Origin of the sequence: Streptomyces sp. NPDC056452, assembly GCF_042796085.1 — a bacterium.
GTDB lineage: Bacteria > Actinomycetota > Actinomycetes > Streptomycetales > Streptomycetaceae > Streptomyces.
Map to the genome: position 1 here is coordinate 163351 of NZ_JBHTRI010000003.1, position 19136 is coordinate 182486.

The window sequence follows — 19136 nt, forward strand, 5'->3', positions numbered from 1 at the left end:
GAGTTCTCAGGACGCGAACAGGCGGACCGGCCAGGCGGCGTGCGCTTCGGCGGTGATGTCGAGCAGCGGCGCCGAGGCGGCGGGCAGTGCGTCGATGCCGTTCCGCGCGGCTGCGGCGGCCTGTTCGGCGACCCGGTCGAGTTCGGGCGCGAGGCGGGCGAGGACGGCGGTGGCCTCGAAGGGGTCCAGGGAGAGCAGCCGGACGACCGCGGTGGCCGGACCGCTGACTGCTTCGTACACGGCGCAGTGTGCGGCGTCCTCGGGCCCCAGGCCTGCGGCGCGGGCGGTGAGGCCGAGGACGACGGGCTGGTGGGCGCCACGCGGCCGGGCCGCTGCGAGCGCGGCCAGTTCGGTGCTGGGCCAGGTTGCCCGCGCTGCCCGCATCAGCTGGCGGCCGAGCTTGCGTGCGACGGCCCGCAGCGCGGGCGAGGGCGTCCGGGCGTCGGCGGCCTCGTCGAGCGCGAGCGGGTCGAGGCCGTGGGCCGCCGCCGCCGCAAGAGCGGCCGAGGTCAGTCCGGTGGTGTGGAGCCGGCCCAGGCAGAAGCCCGCCAGGTCCTGGGGGTTGCGGATGTGCCCTGCCTTGACGGCCGGTTCGGCGCCACCCGAGTGGGCGTGGCCACCGGCGGGGAACCGGCCGTCGGCGAGGACGAGGAGTGCGGCGCGCGTCGTCATGGAGTGCTGCCCCGCCCTCAGAAGAGGAAGTAACGCTGGGCCATGGGGAGTTCGGCTGCCGGAGCAGGTTCGACCTGCTCCCCGTCGATGGTGACGGCAAAGCTGTCGGGGTCGACCTTGACCTGCGGCATGGCGTCGTTCTCCCGCATGTCCACCTTGGTGACGCCACGGGTGCTGGTGATCGGCACGAATGCCTTGCCCAGCCCCAGCCGGTCCGGCAGCCCGTCCTCGATGGCGGCCGCGGACACGAAGTTGAAGGAGTTGGCGGCGGGCGCACGCCCCACGGCGCCGAACATCGGGCGGGGCATGACGGGCTGCGGGGTGGGGATCGAGGCGTTGGCATCGCCCATCTGCGCGTACGCGATCTGGCCGCCCTTGATCACGGTCTGCGGCTTGACGCCGAAGAAGGCGGGGTCCCACAGCACGAGGTCGGCGAGCTTCCCTGTCTCGACCGAGCCGATCTCCCGGTCCAGGCCCTGGGCGACCGCCGGGTTGATGGTGTATTTGGCGACATAGCGACGAGCCCGGTGGTTGTCGGCGGCCCCGTCGCCCGCCAGGGAACCGCGCCGACGCTTCATCACGTGGGCGGTCTGCCAGGTACGCAGGATCACCTCGCCGATCCGTCCCATCGCCTGGGAGTCGGAGGAGATGATCGAGATGGCGCCGAGGTCGTGGAGGATGTCCTCGGCCGCGATGGTCGAGGGCCGGATCCGGGACTCGGCGAAGGCCAGGTCCTCCGGCACGGCGGGATTGAGGTGATGGCAGACCATCAGCATGTCGAGGTGTTCCTCGATCGTGTTGACGGTGTGCGGCCGGGTCGGGTTGGTGGAGCTGGGCAACACGTACGGCTCCGAGACCACGCTGATGATGTCGGGCGCGTGCCCGCCGCCCGCTCCTTCGGTGTGGTACGCGTGAATGGAGCGCCCGGCGATGGCGGCGAGGGTGTCGGCGACGAATCCGGCCTCGTTGAGCGTGTCCGTGTGGATGGCCAGTTGCGCGCCGGTCTCCTCGCAGACGCTCAGACAGGCGTCGATGACGGCGGGAGTGGCACCCCAGTCCTCATGGATCTTGAACCCCAGTGCTCCGGCGCGCAGTTGGGAGTGCATGGCCTCGCGGGACATCGTGTTGCCCTTGCCGAGCAGGCCGATGTTGACCGGATAGCCCTCGAGGGCCTCGAACATCCGGGCGAGGTGCCAGGGGCCCGGGGTGATCGTGGTGGCCTTGGTCCCTTCCGCCGGGCCCGTGCCGCCGCCGACGAGCGTGGTGATACCGGAGGAGAGTGCCTGGTCGACGAGGGTCGGGGAGATGAAGTGGACGTGCGCGTCGATGGCGCCCGCGGTGAGGAACTTGCCGTTGCCCGCGATGATTTCGGTCTCGGGGCCGATCACCAGATCAGGGTGGACGCCGTCCATCGTGTCGGGGTTGCCGGCCTTGCCGATGCCGGTGATCCGGCCGTCGCGGATACCGATGTCGGCCTTGACGATGCCCCAGTGGTCGATGATGACGGCACCGGTGACGACCGTGTCGGGTGCCCCCTCGGCGCGGGTGGTGCGTGCCTGGCCCATCGATTCGCGGATCACCTTGCCGCCGCCGAACACCGCCTCGTCACCGGCCCTCCCGGGGCCGCCCGAACGGTCCTCCTCGATCTCGACGACGAGATCGGTGTCGGCGAGCCGGATGCGGTCACCGGTGGTCGGCCCGAACAGATCGGCGTACACGGCACGGCTGAGCTCAGGCATCGAGGGAACCTCCGGTTTCGCCGCGCAGCCCGGGGACGGTGCGCAGCCCTGCGAGCGGGACGAGTTCGACGTCGACCGGAACACCGGGTTCGAAGCGGACGGCGGTACCCGCTGCGATGTTCAGCCGCAGCCCGTGAGCTGCCCGGCGGTCGAAGTCCAGACCGGGGTTGGCCTCGGCGAAGTGGTAGTGCGAGCCGACCTGGACGGGCCGGTCGGCCGCGTTGAGGACAGTGATACGGGTGACGGGGCGCCCCTCGTTGAGCCGCACCGCGCCTTCCGCGTAAAGGATCTCTCCGGGAATCATCCGGCCGCTCCCCCGTCAGACGATCGGATCGTGGACGGTGACGAGCTTGGTGCCGTCCGGGAAGGTGGCTTCGACCTGGACGTCGTGGATCATCTCGGGGATGCCGTCCATGACGTCCTCGCGGGTGAGCACCTTCCTGCCGGAGGCCATCAGTTCGGCGACGGTCCGGCCGTCACGCGCGCCTTCCAGGAGGTGGGAGGTGATCAGAGCGATCGCCTCGGGGTGATTGAGCCGCAGCCCGCGCGCCCTGCGCTTCTCGGCGACATCGGCCGCCACATGAATGAGCAGGCGTTCCTGTTCGTGCGGAGTCAGTTGCACGCTTCCACCTCTTCGTCTTCCGCCCGGGACCGGCCCGGGCGCAGCGGGACCCTATCCCCGTTCAACACTCTGTTGAACGATGAAGCGGATCGCGCGGCCAGGTATTGCACGTTAGGGCGGAAGTTTTTCCGGCGCGTTAACTGATCTTTTGCAGATCCATGGACATCAGTCCGCGCAGGCCGCTTTCGAGGACCTCCGGGCCGACGTCGCCGAACATGGCCAACTGGGCGATGTACCCCTGGGCGACGGCGATCAGCGTGCGGGCGACGTGCTCGTCCGGCACGTCGGCGGTGAGCACTCCGGCGGCCCGGTACGCGCCGACCAGTTCCGCCCAGGCCACGCGCAGACCCGCGTAGGCCTCACCGAGCGTGGCCGACAGCCGCTCGCTGCGCAGCGTCTCGGACCACACCTGGACGATCAGCCCGGCGTAGGCCCTGCGGTCCAGCCCGCCCGCCCTGTCCGTCCCGTCACCGAAAAGTGAGCGCACCACACGGCCGATCAGGACATCGGGAGTGGGCGGCGGACTGTCCCGGGAGGCCTGCTCGAAGGCCTGGCGGACACCGCCCACCGCCTCCCCCGCGATGGCCGCGATCAGGTCCTCCTTGCCGCTGAAGTACCGGTAGACCGCCCCCGCCGACAGCCCGACCTCCTTCAGGACGTCCTGCATCGAGGTGCCGTGGAAGCCGTCACGGGCGAAGGCGCGTGCGGCGCCGTCGAGGATCTGCCGGCGGCGGGCGTCGAGGTGTTCCTGGGATACACGGGCCATGGTCCCAATCTAAAACGAACGTTCCTTCTTGACAAGGTTCCGACCCGGCAGGACAGTGGGAAAACGTAAAACGAACGATCCTTCTCTTTGAATTGAGGCACTCGTCATGCCTGGACAGAACCGCCGCGCGGTGGCGGTCATCCTGCTCGTACCCCTGATGGTGACCCTGGCGCTCTGGGCCTTCTCGTGGCCCGCCGCCCGCACAGCACCCCGGGACCTGCCCGTGGGCATCGCCGGCAGCGCACCGGCGGCCGACCAGCTGCAGGAGCAGTTCGAGCGGCGCGGGGGCGCCTTCGAGATCCACCGCTACGACGACGCACCCGCCGCCCGTGCCGCCATCGAGGACCGGGTCGTATACGGCGCCGTCGTGGCCACCGAGAAGGGCCCGCACCTGCTCACGGCGTCGGCGGCGAGCCCGGTCGTCTCCCAGCTGCTGCGCGAGGCGGTCACCGCCGCGGCCCCCGCGGGTGCCGAGGTACCGGTCACCGACGTCGTCGCTGCGCCGGGGACCGACCCCAGGGGCGGCGTGCTCGGCGCGAGCATCCTGCCGCTGGCGCTTGCGGGAGTCGCCTCCGGAGCGGTGGTGACCCTCATGAAACTGCGCTGCGCCCGCGCCGCCGTGACTCTGACCGGCGCGGCAGTGCTGGTGGGTGTCGCCGCCACGGCCGTGGCCCACAGCTGGCTCGGAGTGATCACGGGCAACTGGTGGGCCGAGGCCGGCACCATCGGGCTGACCGTGGTGGCGATCGGTGCGGCCGTGGCGGGGCTCGCCGCCCTGATCGGCACGCCGGGCATCGGACTGGGCGCCCTGCTGATGGTGCTGCTGGGCAATCCGTTCTCCGGGGTCACCAGCGCCCCCGAGCTGCTCCCCGAACCGGTCGGCATGATCGGTCAGTGGCTGCCGCCGGGCGCGGGCGGATCACTGCTGCGGTCCGTGGCGTTCTTCGACGGAAGTGCGGCCGGCGGGGCCGTGGCGACCCTGGCGATCTGGGCCGTGCTCGGCCTGGCCGCCGTCCTGATCGGCGCTCGCACGCGGCCGGGTGACCCCGACCGCGTCGAACCCTCCGAGCGGAAGGCGGCACCCGCCCACGCGGGCTGAGCGAATCCGCACCGGTACCGCCGTGCACCCCCGCTGTAGCGGACGGGGGTGCACGGCTTTTGTCGTCGGGCTGCCCTGAGTCAGTCGTCCCGGCGGTCGTCGTGGCCGCGGTGCTCCGCGGCGATACCGAAACGGCGGCGTTCGGCCGGGGCGGACGTCATGGAGCCGATCGAGGACACCGTACGAACGATCTGCTCCTCGGCCACCACCTCATCGCTCTCGAGTCGCTGCAGGTCAGCCGCCGACACCAGAGCCACGAGCGGCTTGCCGTGCCGTGTCACGACCACTCGCTCACCACCGTAGACAACGCGGTTGATCAGTTCGGCGAGCTCTGCTCGGGCTTGCGTCACCGGAATCTCGTAGGCCATGGCCCCCAGCTTAAGGCGCGTGTCTCGCGGCCCCGGAGTCCGTGCGGCAGCTGAAGAACCCGGCTCCGGACGGGGCTGGGCTTCTCGGTGCGTGCCATGTGTACGAGACGGGGCGCCCGCTCTTCAGGCCCCTTCGGTGGGGTCCACCCGATGCTGTCGGCCTCAGACGGAGAAGCCGGAGATCCTGTGCGGAGTCACCCTGACGATCAGCCGCAGCACATCGTCCGACTCGGCGGGCGGGTCCTCCCCGAGGTACTTCTGCGAAAGCTCGCGCGGAAGCGACTTTTCCCGGTCCTCGATCAGTTCGGCCGTGCCGCGGATGTCCACGGAGTGGTACGGGTTCTCGATGTCGTAGACGGTGAGGCTGACCCGTGGGTCCCGGGTGAGGTTTCGGGCCTTCTGCCGCCCTGCCGTGGTGGAGAACAGCACCGCGTCTCCGTCTCTCGCCACCCAGACCACCGAGGTCTGCGGCGCTCCGTCCCGGTTCAGCGTCGCGACGGTGGCGAAGTTCCTCCCGTCCAGAAGCTTGCGCGTCTCCTCGTTGAACACTACTGACACAGCCTCACCCTTCTGTCACCGAGCTTGTGTTCGCTGTCTGGCAGAACGGTTGCGGGGGCCGGGTTCTTCCCGATGCAGTGTCACATAGCAGGCGCCCGCCCGGGGTAGGGGCACCGAGAGCGAGGGGCACACCGGGTACCCCTCGCTCCGCCTGTCGAGCGCGCCCTAGTCAGGGCACTTCTCGGGCTGGCCAGGGGCGTCGACGTGGCGGACACGTGCGGCCTGGTCGTGGCGGGCCGGAGAGACGGTGATGGTGCCGCCGCACTTCGTGCAGACGGTGACGGCATCAGCCTCAGACATGGAAATGACCTTTCTCGTGGGGTCTCTGCACCCCTTAGTTCACCCGGCGGACGACGGACAGCGGTGCTCTCCAGGAATGCTCAGCGTGTCGCTCATCCATGGCGTGGGCGGGCGCACGGACGCGGGCCTGCCCAGCCCGCCATGTGAGGGGTTGTCAGCTTTCGTTCCTCGCTGAAAGCGAAACCGCATCCGACCGGTTGCTTCCCCCTGGACCCCTGGGTCATAGTCCCCCTCAGAACCTTCTGTACGTCCTGTACATTTTTTACGGACTCCGAGGAAGAGGCAACGCCGTGCACCGTCCCTCCGCCCGCTACGTACTGCCCGAGTTCACCGAACGCACCTCGACCGGCACCCGGACGCTGGATCCGTACTCGAAGCTGCTCGCCGAGCGGATCGTCTTTCTCGGCACACCCATCGACGACACCGCGGCAACCGACCTCGTCGCGCAGTTCATGTACCTGGAGTACGCCGAACCCGACCGGCCGGTCTCCCTCTACATCAACTCGCCCGGCGGCTCGTTCAACGCCATGGCGGCGGTCTACGACACCATGCAGTTCCTGTCCTGCGAGGTGGAGACCTTCTGCCTGGGCCAGGCGGGTTCCTACGCCGCCGCGCTGCTCGCAGCCGGCGCACCCGGCCGCCGACATGCTCTGCCCGGCGCCCGGGTAGTCATTCAGCAGCCGGCTCTCGACGAGCCGGTGCAGGGCCAGCCCTCCGACCTCGAGATCCAGGCACGCGAGCTGATGCGTGAGCGCGACTCGCTCACCGCGATGCTGGCCCGCCATACGGGGCGTTCCGCACAGGACATCGGCACCGACCTCGAGCGGGACACCATCCTCGACGCCCCGGCCGCCAAGGCGTACGGACTGGTCGACCACATCACGGAGAACCGCAAACCGATTAGGCCGCCACACCCCGCGAGGTGATCCCCGTTGCTCTCCCCCCAGCTCCCGCCGCTCCCCGCGCTGACCCGCGCCGAAGGAGAGTTCATCGACTGCTACCTGGAGGTGCTCGACCAGGTCGGCCGGATCAACCCCGCCCGCGGCAGCGACACCTACGGAGCGCTCCGGGCCGCCCAGGCGCTGACCTCACGGGCGACCGCTCTGCGCGATGCGCTCGCACTGATGCATGAGCGGGGCGAGGCCCAGATCCATGCGGCCACGTTGGCCCGCGCGTTGCGGGTACTGGACGGGGAGCGTCGCGCGGGACGGGTCACCGTACCGCCCGCATCGACGAGTTGACCGCCCCTCAGCGCGGCTCCCCTGCCGCGCCGCCGCCCTGACGGTGCTTCACGGCGCCGCCCCCGGAGGCCTGCGAGCCGCGACGGTCCGCCCCGGTCGCCGCGGTGCGCGGCCTCGGGGCAAGCGCGGCGCGCAGAGCCGGCGTGAGGACGTGGCGGGTCTCGGACGGGGTGAGTGCGGCGGGGGTGGGGAGGGGGTTGAGGTAGCGCGTGTAGATGAGGCCGCCGAGAACCGTCACCACGGCCGTGGCGCGGGCGGTCGCGTCCCGTCCTCCGAGGAATTCAACAAGCCGGGCCAGCAACTCGCGTTCCAGGTATTCGCGGATCACCTCGGCCGCCTCCTCGCCCCGGGTGGTGAGCTGCCGGAAGTCGGCGTCCTCCCACAGGTCCGTCACGGCGTCGATCAGGCGGTCGGGGAGGGTGGCTGGGTCGCCGCCGAGGACGTCGTCCACCGCCAGTGCGTTGGCGCACTGGAACTGCATCACGTCTGCGAACAGGCCCTTCTTCGAGCCGAAGTGGTACGCGATCAGCGCCGGGTCGACCCCGGCGGCCCCGGCCACCGCGCGCAGAGTGGTGCGCCGGTAGCCGCGCTCCAGGAACAGCTCACGAGCCGCAGAGACGATCGACTCTCGGGTCGGCGGGTTGCCGCGGGGGCGGCCCCGGAGGCGGGCGGGTGCAGGGGCGGCGTTATTCATCAGCGTTGAGCCTGCGTTTCGCGGTCGGCACAGTCAAGGGCGTTCCGCAAGCCACACCAAGGGATGGCCCACATCATGCGTATCGCAGTCTTCGGCGCCAACGGACCGACAGGTCGCCACCTCACCGAGCAGGCCCTCGCGACCGGCCATGAGGTCGTCGCCGTGACCCGCCGCCCGGGTTCCCTCCCCACCCGGCCGGGCCTCACCGTGGCGGTGGCCGACGCCACCGACCCCGAGGCCGTCGACGCCGCGGTCGGCGGGACGGACGCCGTCCTCTCCTCTCTGGGCGCGCGCTTCAACAAGGAGACCATCACCACGTACTCGGCGAGCGCCACCGCCATCACCCGGGCCATGGCCCGCCACGGCATCACACGGCTGCTCACCGTCAGCTCCAGCATCGCCGACCCCGCCTGGCGGCCCACCGGCGCGCACTTCTTCAACCATGTGCTCGACCCGCTGGTCAATCGGCGCCTCGGCCGCACCCTCCACGAGGACATGCGCCGCATGGAGGCGGTGATCCGCCGTACGGACCTCGACTGGACGCTGGTCCGCCCCTCGGGCCTCTTCGAGCACCCCACCGTCACCGACTACCACACCGCCGCGACCAGCGCCGACGGCGTCTTCACCGCCCGTCCCGACCTCGCCGCGAGCATGCTGCGCGAGCTGGAGGAGCGACGGTTCGTCCGTACGGCGATGGGTGTCATCACCACGGCCGTGAGGCCGAACATCGCCAAGCTGATCTGGAACGAGAGCGTGAGGAAGAAGTGAGCCGGGCGACCGTCGGACTACCGGCCGCCGCACGGGCGTTCCTCGCTCTTCCCCGCACGGCCACGCTGACCACCCTCCGCCCCGACGGGACCCCGCACGTCACGCCCGTCCGCTTCACCTTCGACGCGTCCGCCGGCCTGGTCCGGGTGACCACCCGGGCGGGAGCCCGCAAGACCCGGAACGTGGTGGCCGGCGGCGCGGCGGCCCGTGTCGCGCTCTGCCAGGCGGACGGCTTCCGCTGGCTCACTCTCGAAGGCCGGGCCGCCGTCACGGACGACCCCGCGCGCCTGGCCGAGGCCGTCCGCCGCTACACCGTCCGCTACCGCGCGGCCCCGCCCGCCCCGCCGGACCTGGTCGTCGTCGAGATGCCCGTCGACCGCGTCCTGAGCCTCAATCTCTGAATCCCCGTACAGAAAGCGAAGTGACACCGCGATGCCCACCCTTCCCGTCCTCGATTCCACCCTCCACTACCGCGAGTGGGGCGACCCCGACGGGCTGCCGTTCGTCTTCCTCCACGGCAACCCCACCTCCTCCCACCTGTGGCGGAACGTCCTGCCGGGCGTGACCGCGCCCGGCCGCCGCCTCCTGGCCCCCGACCTCATCGGCATGGGCGACTCCGGCAAGCCCGACCTCGCCTACTCCTTCGACGACCACGCCCGCTACCTCGACGCCTGGTTCGACGCCCTCGGCATTGCCGAGGCCGTCCTCGTCGGCCACGACTGGGGCGGCGCGCTCGCCTTCGACCGCGCGGCCCGCCTCCCGGGCAGCGTGCGCGGCCTCGCCTTCACCGAGACGATCATCAAGCCGCTGGTCGGCAACGAATTCCCGGCGGCCGGGCGGGAGTTGTTCACTCTCCTGCGCACCCCCGGGGTGGGCGAGAAGATGATTCTGGAGAACTCGCTGTTCATCGACGGGCTGCCGGACACGCTCGCCACCCCACTGGACCCCGCCGATCTCGAGGTCTACCGCCGCCCCTTCCCGACCCCGCACAGCCGACGCCCGATCCTGGCGTGGACACGCATGATGCCGTTGGACTCCGAGCCCGCCGATGTCGTGGCCCGCATCGAGCGCTACGACGCCTGGCTGGCTGCCAGTCCCGAAGTCCCCAAGCTGCTGGCCGCGTTCGATCCGGGCCCCGGCGCGATGACCGACCAGGGGGCCGTCGCCTGGTGCGAGGAGAACATCGCGGGCCTGGAGGTCTCCCGCCACGGCCTGGCCGGCCACCACTCCCCGGAGGACCGCCCCGCGGAACTGGCCGCGGCGATCAACGCCTGGGCCGACGGCCACGGGCTGGCGCGCCTGTAGGTGTCCTCGAACGCGGCAGTGCCGTCACCGTCGGCCACCCGAGCCATGGAACCCTCGGCACGCCGCGAGCCCGGCGAGGTCTTCGAACAGTTGTCGCGTCAACGGCTGCGCCGATGCCCCCCGAGGCCGGACACGCCCGATGCGCAGATCAATTTTCCTCGCTCGTTCGGCGTAGGCCATCCCCCTCACGGGGGACAGCTCAACTTGCGCAGCCCGCGCGGACACTGAGTGGAATTCACCGTTCCGCTGCTGGTACGAGGCCGGTCACGCAGCGTCGCCCCAGCTTCCGTCCCACCCCGTCCACCCGAACGGATCAGTCGTGATGACTCTCACATAACGACCTTCACCGCGGAAATCCGGCGGTCCGTGAGTAAAGATCCCTGGGACGACAAGCCCCCGCCACCGCGGCGGGGCGGTCCGGGCGGACGCCGAGTCCTGCCGCTGTCCGGATGCCTGGTCGACAGAAGTGGATCGGCAGGAGTGGAGGACCCGAGCACAACGGGCCGACGGGATATCCCTTCGACCCTCGGGGTGAAGCCGCCAAGTGCGGCCGGGCAACTTCGCCAGCCCGAACCCGACAGGTCATCCTTCACAGGCGGCTGACGAAGGGTTGCGCATGACTGCGCAGGTTCATGTCCCGTCTCTTTTCGCCCGGGTCGGTACGGCCTCGGTTCTCACATTCGCTGTAGGCACCACCATGCTCGCCCCCGGCCTCGTCAACGAGGCCGAGGCCGCTGCCCATTCGACGAGGGCGCTCGACATCGCCGCCTCGAAGAAGGGGTCGCCCTACAGGTACGGCGCCAGCGGCCCCCACCGCTTCGACTGTTCGGGCCTCACGCTCTACTCGTTCAAGAAGGCGGGCAAGAAGCTCCCCCGCACGGCCCAACAGCAGTACAACAAGACCCGCCACATCTCCTCGTCGCAACGGCGGCGCGGCGACCTGGTCTTCTTCCACGCGGGCCGGAGTGTCTACCACGTGGGCATCTACGCCGGCGGCGGCAAGATCTGGCACTCGCCGAAGACCGGGGCGGTGGTCCGGCTGGAACGGATCTGGTCGAAGAGCATCTGGTACGGGCGGGTCCGCTGACGGCCGCCCCCGGCTGACACCTCCGTCGGGCCGTCCCTGCGGGTCCCCTGGTGGCCGGCCCTGCCGCGTCAGTGCAGCAGCGGCCCGGTCACCAGCACGAGGCCCAGCGCGGTGAGCGCCGCGCCGCTGCCGCCCTCGATCGCGCGGGCGGTACGCGGCCGGCGCAGCCAACGGCCGAGACGGTCCACCAGCAGGGCCACGGCCGGGAACCAGAGGAGCGCCAGCACCACGACCACGGCCGCCAGCAGCAGGGTCCTGGGAAGCGGCGGCTGCCCCTCGGGGACGAACTGGGGCAGCAGGCTGAGGAAGAGCACAGGCGCCTTCGGGTTGAGGGCGTTGGTCAGGAAGCCCTGGCGCAATGCCCGCACGGGCCCCAGCTTCGCGGCGGGCGCCTCCTCCGCTGCGGAGGCGTCCGCGGCCTGCCGCCTGAGCGCGTGCAGGGCGCTCACCCCCAGGTAGAGCACATACGCACCACCGAGCAGCTGCACGGTGCGGAACAGGACGGGCATCGCCACCAGCACCGCCGCAAGTCCGGCGACGGCCAGCGCGGTGTGCACGAGCAGCCCCCCGGCGACGCCCAGTGCCGCGGCCAGGCCGGACCTGCGCGAAGCGAGGGCGTTGCGTACGACCACGGTGAAGTCCGCGCCGGGCAGGGCGACCATTCCCGCGGCGACCGGGACGAAAGCGAGCAGTTGTGCGTCCATGGGTACACCCTGACCCGGCCGGCCCTTTAGCGTGTACTTGCAATCTTCTGGGTCTGCCAAAAGGAATGCTTTATGTACGATCCGACGCGGCTGGCCGCACTGGTGGCGGTCGCCGAGGCCGGTTCGATCACGAAGGCGGCCGCGAGGCTCGGCTACACCGCGCCCGCCCTCTCCCAGCAGCTCGCGAAACTGGAGCGGGAGGCCGGTGCCGCGCTTCTGGTGCGCCACCACCGCGGGGCGCGCCTGACGGCTGCCGGTGAGCTGCTGGCCGGGCGTGCCCGACGGGTCCTGGACGAGATGGACCAGGCACGGCACGAGTTGGCCCGGCTGGCGGGGCTGTCGGGAGGACGGCTTCGGGTCGGCACGTTCACCACGGCCGGGATCCATCTGCTGCCGCCGGTGCTCAGTGCGTTCCGGCGTGCCCACCCGGACGTGGAACTCACCGTGACGGACTACGAGCCGCCCGGCGGGGTGGCAGCCGTGGCCGCGGGCGACGTGGATCTGGCGCTGACCCATGCCTACGAACCGGCTGTCGCCGATCCGCTGCCTTCCGGGGTGTCCGCCGAGCCGCTGCTGGTCGAGGAGCTCGTGCTGATCACGGCCGTGGGCCAGGCGCTGTCCGAGGGCAGCGGCCGGCTCCCGGTGGCCGAGCTTGCGGGCCGTCCGCTGATCAGCAGCGCACCGGCGCACCCACCCCGGCAGGGGGTGGAGCGCGCGCTGGCCGACGCGGGGGCGACGCCTGCCGTGGTGTGCGAGTCCCCCGGTTACGCGCTGGTGTGCGCACTGGTCAGCGCGGGCGTCGGCGTGGCCGTGGTGCCCGAGATGGTCGCGTCGATGTCTCCGACGCCGCTCGCCGTGCGGCGCCTCGAACCCTCAGCCTTCCGCCGGACGATCTCCGTGGTGCACCGCGGCGACCGGTCGACGGCCGCGGCAGCGACACTCAGGGCTCTGCTGCGCAGCGGCTTCGGCCGCGCCACGGGGGCGCGGTGACGTCAGGCCTGAGCGGGCACGGCCCAGGGAAGGGCGATCGACACGGTCTTGCCGCCGTCCGGGGTGGGGCTGACGCTCAGCCGGCCGCCGCATTCCTTGGCGAGGGCCCTGATGATCACCATCCCGCGCCCGTTGTCCTGCTGGACGGCGGCGGGTAGCCGTTGGGGCCAGCGGGGGTGACTGTCCGTCACTCCCAGATACAGCTCGACGTCCCGGTCGAGGCGGAGATCCACCGTGAAGGTGGGCGACTGCCCGAAGGTGTGCTGGACGGCGTTGGTGGCGAGCTCCGAGACGATCAGGCGGATCGTGTCGGCGGCGTCGGTCCCGTCGGGGAGGCCCCAGCCGGCGAGAACGCCGGCCACGTACCTCCGGGCCCTGGAGACCGAGACCGGGTCGCTCGGCAGAGTGACGGTTGCTTCTTGATGGTCTGCCATGGCGACGCCGTCCCTTTCCCGCCCTGACCGACCTGCGATCGGCCTGGATTGTGCTTCGCGCCAGATTGCCACTGATGCCGCCCTCTGTAACGGCAATCCATCAAGATATGCATATATCTGTCGCCCAATACGGTGAACTCTGCCCCGGAAGCCGTATACGAGCGCAACACTGGCCCCCTTCCGAGCCGGACCCGGTACGGGCCGGCTCCCCGCAGAGCGGAAGGAGGCCGGCATGCGGCACGGCCCAGCGGTACGCCGACGCAAGCTCGGGGAGGAGCTGCGGAGTCTGCGCCACACCACAGGACTCACGAGCCGGGAGGCAGCCCGTCTGCTGGGCTGGCACCAGTCGAAGGTGAGCCGGATCGAGACGGGCGCGAGCGGTGTGACTCCCGGCGATGTGACCCGGTTGCTTGACGCCTACGACGTGGACGACGTCCACCTCCGGTCCCTCCTGGAGGCGCTCGCGGGTTCGGCGGGCGGCGGGGGCACCGGGTGGTGGCATGCCTACCGTGGCCTCATCCCGCCCCAGTACCGCGACTTCATCAGCCTGGAGTCCCAGGCCGGAGCCGCCCGCACGCTGGAGACCTCGGTGGTCCCGGGGCTGCTCCAGACCGCGGGCTACGCACGGGCGGTGACCCGGTCCTCGCTGGACGGGCTGCCGTCCGGGCAGCTGGACTCCCTGGTGGAGGTCCGGCTCGCCCGCCAGGGGGTGCTGTACGCGCAGCGCCCGCTGCAGTTGAGCGTCGTGCTCGACGAAGCCGTGCTGCGGCGCTCGGTCGGCGGCCCCCAGGTGATGAGAGAACAGCTCGACCATCTGGCACACGCAGCTCAACTACCCCACGTGCAACTGCAGTTACTGCCGTTCGAGGCCGGCAGCTATATCGGCCTCACAGGACCTTTCGTTATCTTCTCCTTCCCGAACATTTCTGATCTGGATGTGGTCGTTCTTGACCATCTGACGAGTAGTCTCTATCTGGAGCGGAGAGAAGACCTTGAGGCGTACAGCTCGGCCTTCCGCACGATGCAGGCTCACGCGCTGTCGCCGGAGCGATCGCTGGACCTCATCGCCGCAGTCAGCCGCGGCGATTGACCGGACCTACAGACTGCCCGAGGGGGGCACGATGTCCGACCGTCTCGCACACCGTCTCGATCAGCACGCACTGCGGTGGCGCCGCAGCAGCCGCAGCACCGGGATGAACAACTGCGTGGAAGCAGCCCGGCTCGGCGACGAACATCTCGCCGTACGCGACTCCAAGGACGTGGACCTGCCGCCGCTGCGCTTCTCGGCGACGGCCTGGACCTCCTTCGTCGCCGGGCTGGGTGACCGCCGGGTCAGCTGACCTGCGAGGGTGCCGATGCCACGATCGTGGCCACCGCGGTCGCGATCTGCTCACGGCTCAGGTCGGCCCGTGCGGTCAGCCGCAGCCTGGAGATCCCGTCCGGTACCGACGGCGGCCTGAAGCACCCGACCGCGAGGCCGGCCGTGCGGCAGTCCGCCGCCCAGCGCACCGCCGCCTCCGCGGACGGCGCGCGGACGGAGACGACGGCCGCGTCGGGTCGTACCGCTGTCAGGCCCGCCGCGGTCAGCCGCCCGTAGAGGTCGAGGGCGACCTCACGGGCCCTGCCCGCCCGTTCCGGTTCGCTGCGGAGCAGCCGGAGAGCGCCCAGGGCCGCGCCTGCCGCCGCCGGTGCGAGACCGGTGTCGAAGATGAACGTACGGGCCGTGTTGACCAGATGGTCGATGACCCGGGCGGGGCCGAGGACCGCACCGCCCTGGCTGCCCAGGGATTTGGAGAGCGTGAGCGTGGCGACGATGCCCTCGCCGCCCGCCAGCCCGGCGGCGGCGAGCGCTCCGCGTCCGCCCTCGCCCAGCACGCCCAGACCGTGCGCGTCGTCCACGAGCAGTGCCGCACCCTCGGCGCGGCAGACATCGGCGAGCTCGGCCAGCGGCGCGGCATCTCCGTCCACCGAGAAGACGGAGTCCGAGACGGCCAGCGCACGTCCGTCGTGCGCCTGGAGCGATTTGCGAACGGCGTCGGGGTCCGCGTGCGGTACGACCGCCGTGGCGGCCCGCGAGAGCCTGCACCCGTCGACGATCGAGGCGTGGTTGCCCGCGTCGGACACGATCAGCGAGCCGTGTCCGGTGAGTGCGGTGAGAGCGGCGAGGTTGGCGGCATAGCCGGACGAGAGCACCAGGGCGGCTTCGAACCCGCAGAAGTCCGCGAGCTCGCGTTCGAGTTCGGCGTGCAGCGCGGTGGACCCGGTGACCAGCCGTGAGCCCGTGGCGCCGGCGCCCCAGCGCAGGGCCGCGTCCGCCGCCGCGGCGGTGACTTCGGGGTGCCGGGTGAGGCCGAGGTAGTCGTTGCTCGCGAGGTCCAGCAGTTCCGCTTCGGCCGGCCGGGGGCGCAGTGTCCGGACGAGTCCGGCGGCGGCACGGCGACGGGCCTCGTCATCGATCCAGTCGAACGGGGCGAAGGGCATGGGAGGGTCCCTTTTGTAGGCAGCTCACAGACCCTAGCCCGGTGCGCAGCAGGTCAGGATGTGGCAATACACACACCCTTGGCCGCCTCTCCTGTCCGGTTCCTCCTTGGCCGGAGGCCGTGCCGTACGTAAGGATCAGATCCATGGACCTGCTGAACACGCTGGTGGACAAGGGGCTGCGGCGCGAACTGCCGACCCGTGAAGAAGCGCTCGCCGTACTGGCGACCTCCGACGACGAACTGCTCGACGTGGTGGCCGCGGCCGGAAAGGTGCGCCGCCAGTGGTTCGGGCGGCGCGTGAAACTGAACTACCTGGTCAACCTCAAGTCCGGGCTCTGCCCCGAGGACTGCTCGTACTGCTCGCAGCGGCTCGGCTCCAAGGCGGAGATCCTCAAGTACACCTGGCTCAAGCCGGACGAGGCGACGAAGGCAGCGACCGCCGGAGTGGCCGGTGGCGCGAAGCGCGTGTGCCTGGTGGCGAGCGGCCGCGGGCCGACGGACCGGGACGTCGACCGGGTGTCGAAGACCATCGAGGCCATCAAGGAGCAGCACGAGGACGTCGAGGTGTGCGCCTGCCTCGGTCTGCTCTCCGAGGGCCAGGCGGACCGTCTCAGGTCCGCGGGCGCCGACGCGTACAACCACAACCTCAACACGTCGGAGGGGACGTACGGGGACATCACTACGACCCACACGTACGCCGACCGGGTGGACACCGTGCAGCAGGCCCAGGCCGCGGGCCTTTCGGCGTGCTCCGGGCTGATCGCGGGCATGGGCGAGACCGACGCCGACCTGGTGGACGTCGTCTTCTCGCTGCGCGAGCTCAACCCGGACTCGGTGCCGGTGAACTTCCTGATTCCGATGGAGGGGACCCCGCTCGCCAAGGACTGGCACCTCACCCCTCAGCGGTGCCTGCGCATTCTGGCGATGGTCCGGTTCGTCTGCCCGGACGTCGAGGTACGTCTCGCGGGCGGGCGCGAGGTCCATCTGCGCTCGATGCAGCCACTCGCCCTGAACCTGGTCAACTCGATCTTCCTGGGCGACTACCTGACCAGTGAGGGCCAGTCCGGCCAGACCGACCTCGACATGATCGCGGACGCCGGTTTCGAGGTGGAGGGGGCGGGCACGACGACGCTTCCCGAGCACCGCGCCCAGGCGGGCGGCGGCTGCGGTTCGCACGACGGCGGCTGCGCACCCTGCGGTGACACCCCCGAAGCGGCCGCGGAGGACGCCGAGGTCCCGGCGGCGCGCACGGATCTGGTGGCGGTCCGCCGCCGCGGTGCCGGTACGGACCTCGCGCCCAATGCCTGAACCGCTCACGCCCGGCAGGCTGCGTGCTCTGGACCGGGCCCACGTCTGGCACCCCTACGGTCCGATGCCGGGCCGTCAGGAGCCGCTGGTCGTGGAGTCCGCGTCCGGTGTGCGGCTCCGGCTCGCCGAACCCGCCGAAGGGCACCGCGAGCTGGTGGACGGCATGTCCTCCTGGTGGTCGGCGGTACACGGCTACAACCATCCGGTTCTCAACGAGGCCGCACGCGGCCAGCTGGACCGGATGAGCCATGTGATGTTCGGCGGGCTCACCCACGAGCCCGCCGTCCGGCTGGCCACCCGGCTGGTGGAGATCACTCCGGAGCCGCTGCAGCACGTCTTCCTCGCCGACTCCGGATCGGTCTCGGTCGAGGTCGCGGTGAAGATGTGTCTGCAGTACTGGCGCTCGGCCGGCCGGCCCGCCAAGCACCGGCTGCTGACATGGCGCGGGGGCTACCACGGGGACACCTGGCAGCCGATGTCGGTGTGCGATCCCGAGGGCGGGATGCACGAACTGTGGTCGGGGGCGCTCCCGCGTCAGATCTTCGCGGACGCGCCGCCGGACGGTTTCGACGCCGAGCCGGACGAGGCCTACGTGCGTCATCTGCGGGAGATCGTCGCGGACCACGCCGATGAACTGGCCGCGGTGATCGTGGAACCGGTGGTCCAGGGTGCCGGCGGGATGCGGTTCCACTCGCCCGCGTACCTGCGGGTGCTCCGCGAGGCGTGCGACGAGAACGACGTACTGCTCGTGTTCGACGAGATCGCGACGGGATTCGGCCGCACGGGGCAGCTGTTCGCAGCCGGGCACGCCGGGGTCTCCCCCGACGTCATGTGTGTCGGCAAGGCTCTGACCGGCGGCTATCTGACGCTGGCCGCGACGCTGTGCACCTCACGGGTGGCGGAGGGCATCTCGAGCGGGGACGTGCCGGTGCTGGCGCACGGACCGACGTTCATGGGCAATCCGCTCGCCGCGGCGGTGGCCTCCGCCTCCATCGACCTGCTGCTGGGCCAGGACTGGGAGCAGGAGGTGAAGCGGATCGGCACGGGACTGCGGGACGGCCTCGCGGAGGCCTCCGGTCTGCCGGGTGTCCGGGACGTACGGGTGCTGGGCGCGATCGGAGTGGTACAGCTCGATCACGAGGTGGACATGACGGCCGCTACGCGCGCCGCCGTCCGCGAGGGCGTCTGGCTGCGGCCGTTCCGCGACCTCGTGTACACCATGCCGCCCTATGTGACGGGCGACGACGATGTGGCACGGATCTGCCGGGCCGTGTGCGCGGCAGCGCGGGAAGGGTGACATGACGATTCTGGTGGTGTCGGGTACGGGCACGGAGATCGGCAAGACGATCGTGACAGCCGCGGTGGCCGCGGCCTTCCGGGGCCGCCGGGTCGCGGTGCTCAAGCCGGCCCAGACCGGGCTGGCCCCCGGCGAGCCCGGGGACGCCGCCGAGGTGGCACGGCTGGCGGGCGCCCATGTGACTGCGGTCGAACTGGCGCGTTTCCCGGAGCCGCTGGCCCCGGCGACGGCCGCGCGCCGTGCCGGCATGGCGCCCGTACGCCCGTACGAAGTAGCTGAAGCCGCGCAGAAACTGGCGACGGAGCACGATCTGGTGCTCGTCGAGGGTGCGGGCGGACTGCTGGTCCGGTTCGATGACGAGGGTGCCACCCTCGCGGACGCCGCACGCCTGATGGCAGCGCCCGTGCTGGTGGTGGCACCCGCGGGGCTCGGGACCCTGAACGCCACCGCGCTCACGGCCGAGGCGCTGCGGGCGCGCGGCATCGAGTGCCTCGGCGTGGTGGTGGGCAGCATGCCGCTCGAACCGGATCTCGCCGCCCGCTGCAATCTCGACGACCTTCCGGTCGTGGCGGGCGCCCCACTTCTCGGCGCGGTCCCGGCCGGGGCGGGATCGCTGCCTCCGGCGGAGTTCCGTGCGCGGGCCGCGAGTTGGCTGGCACCGGAGCTCGGCGGGGACGGGTACGGCCGTTGAGCGGCTGAGCGGG

The 19136-nt window shown here is 71.0% G+C and carries 25 protein-coding genes and 1 riboswitch; of the genes, 13 read left to right on the plus strand and 12 right to left on the minus strand.

Features of this window, described 5'->3' with window-relative positions; genetic code table 11:
• Positions 1–6: 6 nt before the first annotated feature.
• From ACFQ6X_RS04510 to ACFQ6X_RS04530, 5 genes are all read right to left on the minus strand, one after another.
• Positions 7–672: an urease accessory protein UreF gene (locus tag ACFQ6X_RS04510; protein WP_383175767.1), complete on the minus strand. Its 666-nt coding sequence runs from the start codon at positions 670–672 to the stop codon at positions 7–9.
• A 17-nt stretch (positions 673–689) separates the two neighbouring features.
• A complete protein-coding gene (locus tag ACFQ6X_RS04515; RefSeq protein WP_383175770.1) occupies positions 690–2411 on the minus strand; it encodes an urease subunit alpha in 1722 nt (573 codons plus the stop codon).
• On the minus strand, positions 2404–2715 hold the full coding sequence (locus ACFQ6X_RS04520) for an urease subunit beta (RefSeq protein ID WP_356425701.1): 312 nt from the start codon (positions 2713–2715) through the stop codon (positions 2404–2406). Before ACFQ6X_RS04520 ends, ACFQ6X_RS04515 begins: the two co-directional genes overlap by 8 nt.
• A 15-nt stretch (positions 2716–2730) precedes the next feature.
• Positions 2731–3033, minus strand: coding sequence for an urease subunit gamma (locus tag ACFQ6X_RS04525; RefSeq protein ID WP_329213448.1), 303 nt, complete (start codon positions 3031–3033; stop codon positions 2731–2733).
• Positions 3034–3169: 136 nt separating this feature from the next.
• Positions 3170–3799, minus strand: coding sequence for a TetR/AcrR family transcriptional regulator (locus ACFQ6X_RS04530; RefSeq protein WP_383175775.1), 630 nt, complete (start codon positions 3797–3799; stop codon positions 3170–3172).
• A 106-nt stretch (positions 3800–3905) separates the two neighbouring features.
• On the opposite strand from ACFQ6X_RS04530, the gene ACFQ6X_RS04535 reads away from it, so the two are divergent.
• Entirely contained in the window at positions 3906–4898 is a 993-nt protein-coding gene (locus ACFQ6X_RS04535) for an ABC transporter permease (protein ID WP_383175778.1), read from the plus strand.
• An 80-nt stretch (positions 4899–4978) separates the two neighbouring features.
• Here the strand turns inward: ACFQ6X_RS04535 and ACFQ6X_RS04540 are convergent, their stop codons facing one another.
• From ACFQ6X_RS04540 to ACFQ6X_RS04550, 3 genes are all read right to left on the minus strand, one after another.
• Entirely contained in the window at positions 4979–5266 is a 288-nt protein-coding gene (locus ACFQ6X_RS04540) for a type II toxin-antitoxin system Phd/YefM family antitoxin (RefSeq protein WP_383175781.1), read from the minus strand.
• A 162-nt stretch (positions 5267–5428) separates the two neighbouring features.
• Positions 5429–5824 (minus strand): PPOX class F420-dependent oxidoreductase, encoded by a 396-nt coding sequence (locus tag ACFQ6X_RS04545; RefSeq protein WP_383175784.1) that lies wholly within the window; start codon positions 5822–5824, stop codon positions 5429–5431.
• A 165-nt stretch (positions 5825–5989) separates the two neighbouring features.
• Positions 5990–6124 (minus strand): hypothetical protein, encoded by a 135-nt coding sequence (locus ACFQ6X_RS04550; protein WP_383175787.1) that lies wholly within the window; start codon positions 6122–6124, stop codon positions 5990–5992.
• 290 nt (positions 6125–6414) lie between these two features.
• Between ACFQ6X_RS04550 and ACFQ6X_RS04555 the strand changes: the two genes are divergently transcribed.
• Positions 6415–7050 (plus strand): ATP-dependent Clp protease proteolytic subunit, encoded by a 636-nt coding sequence (locus tag ACFQ6X_RS04555; protein WP_383175790.1) that lies wholly within the window; start codon positions 6415–6417, stop codon positions 7048–7050.
• Positions 7051–7056: 6 nt separating this feature from the next.
• Positions 7057–7365, plus strand: a complete 309-nt coding sequence (locus ACFQ6X_RS04560) for a hypothetical protein (protein ID WP_383175793.1) — start codon at positions 7057–7059, stop codon at positions 7363–7365.
• 7 nt (positions 7366–7372) lie between these two features.
• Here the strand turns inward: ACFQ6X_RS04560 and ACFQ6X_RS04565 are convergent, their stop codons facing one another.
• On the minus strand, positions 7373–8059 hold the full coding sequence (locus ACFQ6X_RS04565) for a TetR/AcrR family transcriptional regulator (RefSeq protein ID WP_383175796.1): 687 nt from the start codon (positions 8057–8059) through the stop codon (positions 7373–7375).
• Positions 8060–8134: 75 nt separating this feature from the next.
• Here ACFQ6X_RS04565 and ACFQ6X_RS04570 point away from each other — a divergent pair, with 75 nt between their 5' ends.
• The 4 genes from ACFQ6X_RS04570 to ACFQ6X_RS04585 all read left to right on the plus strand — a co-directional run bounded on the left by ACFQ6X_RS04570 (position 8135) and on the right by ACFQ6X_RS04585 (position 11219).
• Positions 8135–8827, plus strand: coding sequence for an NAD(P)-dependent oxidoreductase (locus ACFQ6X_RS04570; RefSeq protein ID WP_383175799.1), 693 nt, complete (start codon positions 8135–8137; stop codon positions 8825–8827).
• Positions 8824–9228: a pyridoxamine 5'-phosphate oxidase family protein gene (locus ACFQ6X_RS04575; RefSeq protein ID WP_383175801.1), complete on the plus strand. Its 405-nt coding sequence runs from the start codon at positions 8824–8826 to the stop codon at positions 9226–9228. Before ACFQ6X_RS04570 ends, ACFQ6X_RS04575 begins: the two co-directional genes overlap by 4 nt.
• Positions 9221–10132 carry a haloalkane dehalogenase gene (locus ACFQ6X_RS04580; RefSeq protein ID WP_383176172.1) on the plus strand — a complete coding sequence of 304 codons (912 nt, stop codon included), beginning with the start codon at positions 9221–9223 and terminating at the stop codon, positions 10130–10132. The genes ACFQ6X_RS04575 and ACFQ6X_RS04580 overlap by 8 nt, the downstream gene beginning before the upstream one ends.
• A 440-nt stretch (positions 10133–10572) precedes the next feature.
• A riboswitch (cyclic di-AMP (ydaO/yuaA leader) is annotated at positions 10573–10746 on the plus strand.
• Between the two features lie 2 nt (positions 10747–10748).
• The gene (locus ACFQ6X_RS04585) at positions 10749–11219 is read left to right on the plus strand and encodes a C40 family peptidase (RefSeq protein ID WP_329213427.1); all 471 of its coding nucleotides are present in this window, start codon (positions 10749–10751) and stop codon (positions 11217–11219) included.
• Positions 11220–11287: 68 nt separating this feature from the next.
• Here ACFQ6X_RS04585 and ACFQ6X_RS04590 read toward each other — a convergent pair whose 3' ends face one another.
• Positions 11288–11923 carry a LysE family translocator gene (locus tag ACFQ6X_RS04590; protein WP_383175805.1) on the minus strand — a complete coding sequence of 212 codons (636 nt, stop codon included), beginning with the start codon at positions 11921–11923 and terminating at the stop codon, positions 11288–11290.
• Between the two features lie 72 nt (positions 11924–11995).
• On the opposite strand from ACFQ6X_RS04590, the gene ACFQ6X_RS04595 reads away from it, so the two are divergent.
• Complete coding sequence (locus tag ACFQ6X_RS04595; protein ID WP_329213423.1) at positions 11996–12913, plus strand: LysR family transcriptional regulator; 918 nt, start codon at positions 11996–11998, stop codon at positions 12911–12913.
• Between the two features lie 2 nt (positions 12914–12915).
• Here the strand turns inward: ACFQ6X_RS04595 and ACFQ6X_RS04600 are convergent, their stop codons facing one another.
• Positions 12916–13347: an ATP-binding protein gene (locus ACFQ6X_RS04600; RefSeq protein ID WP_383175809.1), complete on the minus strand. Its 432-nt coding sequence runs from the start codon at positions 13345–13347 to the stop codon at positions 12916–12918.
• Between the two features lie 232 nt (positions 13348–13579).
• Here ACFQ6X_RS04600 and ACFQ6X_RS04605 point away from each other — a divergent pair, with 232 nt between their 5' ends.
• Complete coding sequence (locus ACFQ6X_RS04605) at positions 13580–14437, plus strand: helix-turn-helix domain-containing protein (RefSeq protein WP_383175812.1); 858 nt, start codon at positions 13580–13582, stop codon at positions 14435–14437.
• A gap of 31 nt (positions 14438–14468) precedes the next feature.
• Positions 14469–14687, plus strand: coding sequence for a DUF397 domain-containing protein (locus tag ACFQ6X_RS04610; protein ID WP_383175815.1), 219 nt, complete (start codon positions 14469–14471; stop codon positions 14685–14687).
• Here ACFQ6X_RS04610 and ACFQ6X_RS04615 read toward each other — a convergent pair.
• A complete protein-coding gene (locus ACFQ6X_RS04615) occupies positions 14680–15828 on the minus strand; it encodes an 8-amino-7-oxononanoate synthase (protein WP_383175818.1) in 1149 nt (382 codons plus the stop codon). The two genes, ACFQ6X_RS04610 and ACFQ6X_RS04615, sit on opposite strands and share 8 nt — an antisense overlap.
• Before the next feature lie 143 nt (positions 15829–15971).
• Here ACFQ6X_RS04615 and bioB point away from each other — a divergent pair, with 143 nt between their 5' ends.
• The 3 genes from bioB to bioD are packed head-to-tail and all read left to right on the plus strand — an operon-like array spanning position 15972 to position 19123.
• Positions 15972–17135 (plus strand): biotin synthase BioB, encoded by a 1164-nt coding sequence (gene bioB / locus ACFQ6X_RS04620; RefSeq protein ID WP_383175821.1) that lies wholly within the window; start codon positions 15972–15974, stop codon positions 17133–17135.
• Entirely contained in the window at positions 17128–18432 is a 1305-nt protein-coding gene (locus tag ACFQ6X_RS04625) for an adenosylmethionine--8-amino-7-oxononanoate transaminase (protein WP_383175824.1), read from the plus strand. The genes bioB and ACFQ6X_RS04625 overlap by 8 nt, the downstream gene beginning before the upstream one ends.
• 1 nt (position 18433) lies before the next feature.
• Positions 18434–19123, plus strand: coding sequence for a dethiobiotin synthase (bioD, locus tag ACFQ6X_RS04630; protein WP_383175826.1), 690 nt, complete (start codon positions 18434–18436; stop codon positions 19121–19123).
• The last annotated feature ends 13 nt before the right edge of the window (positions 19124–19136 follow it).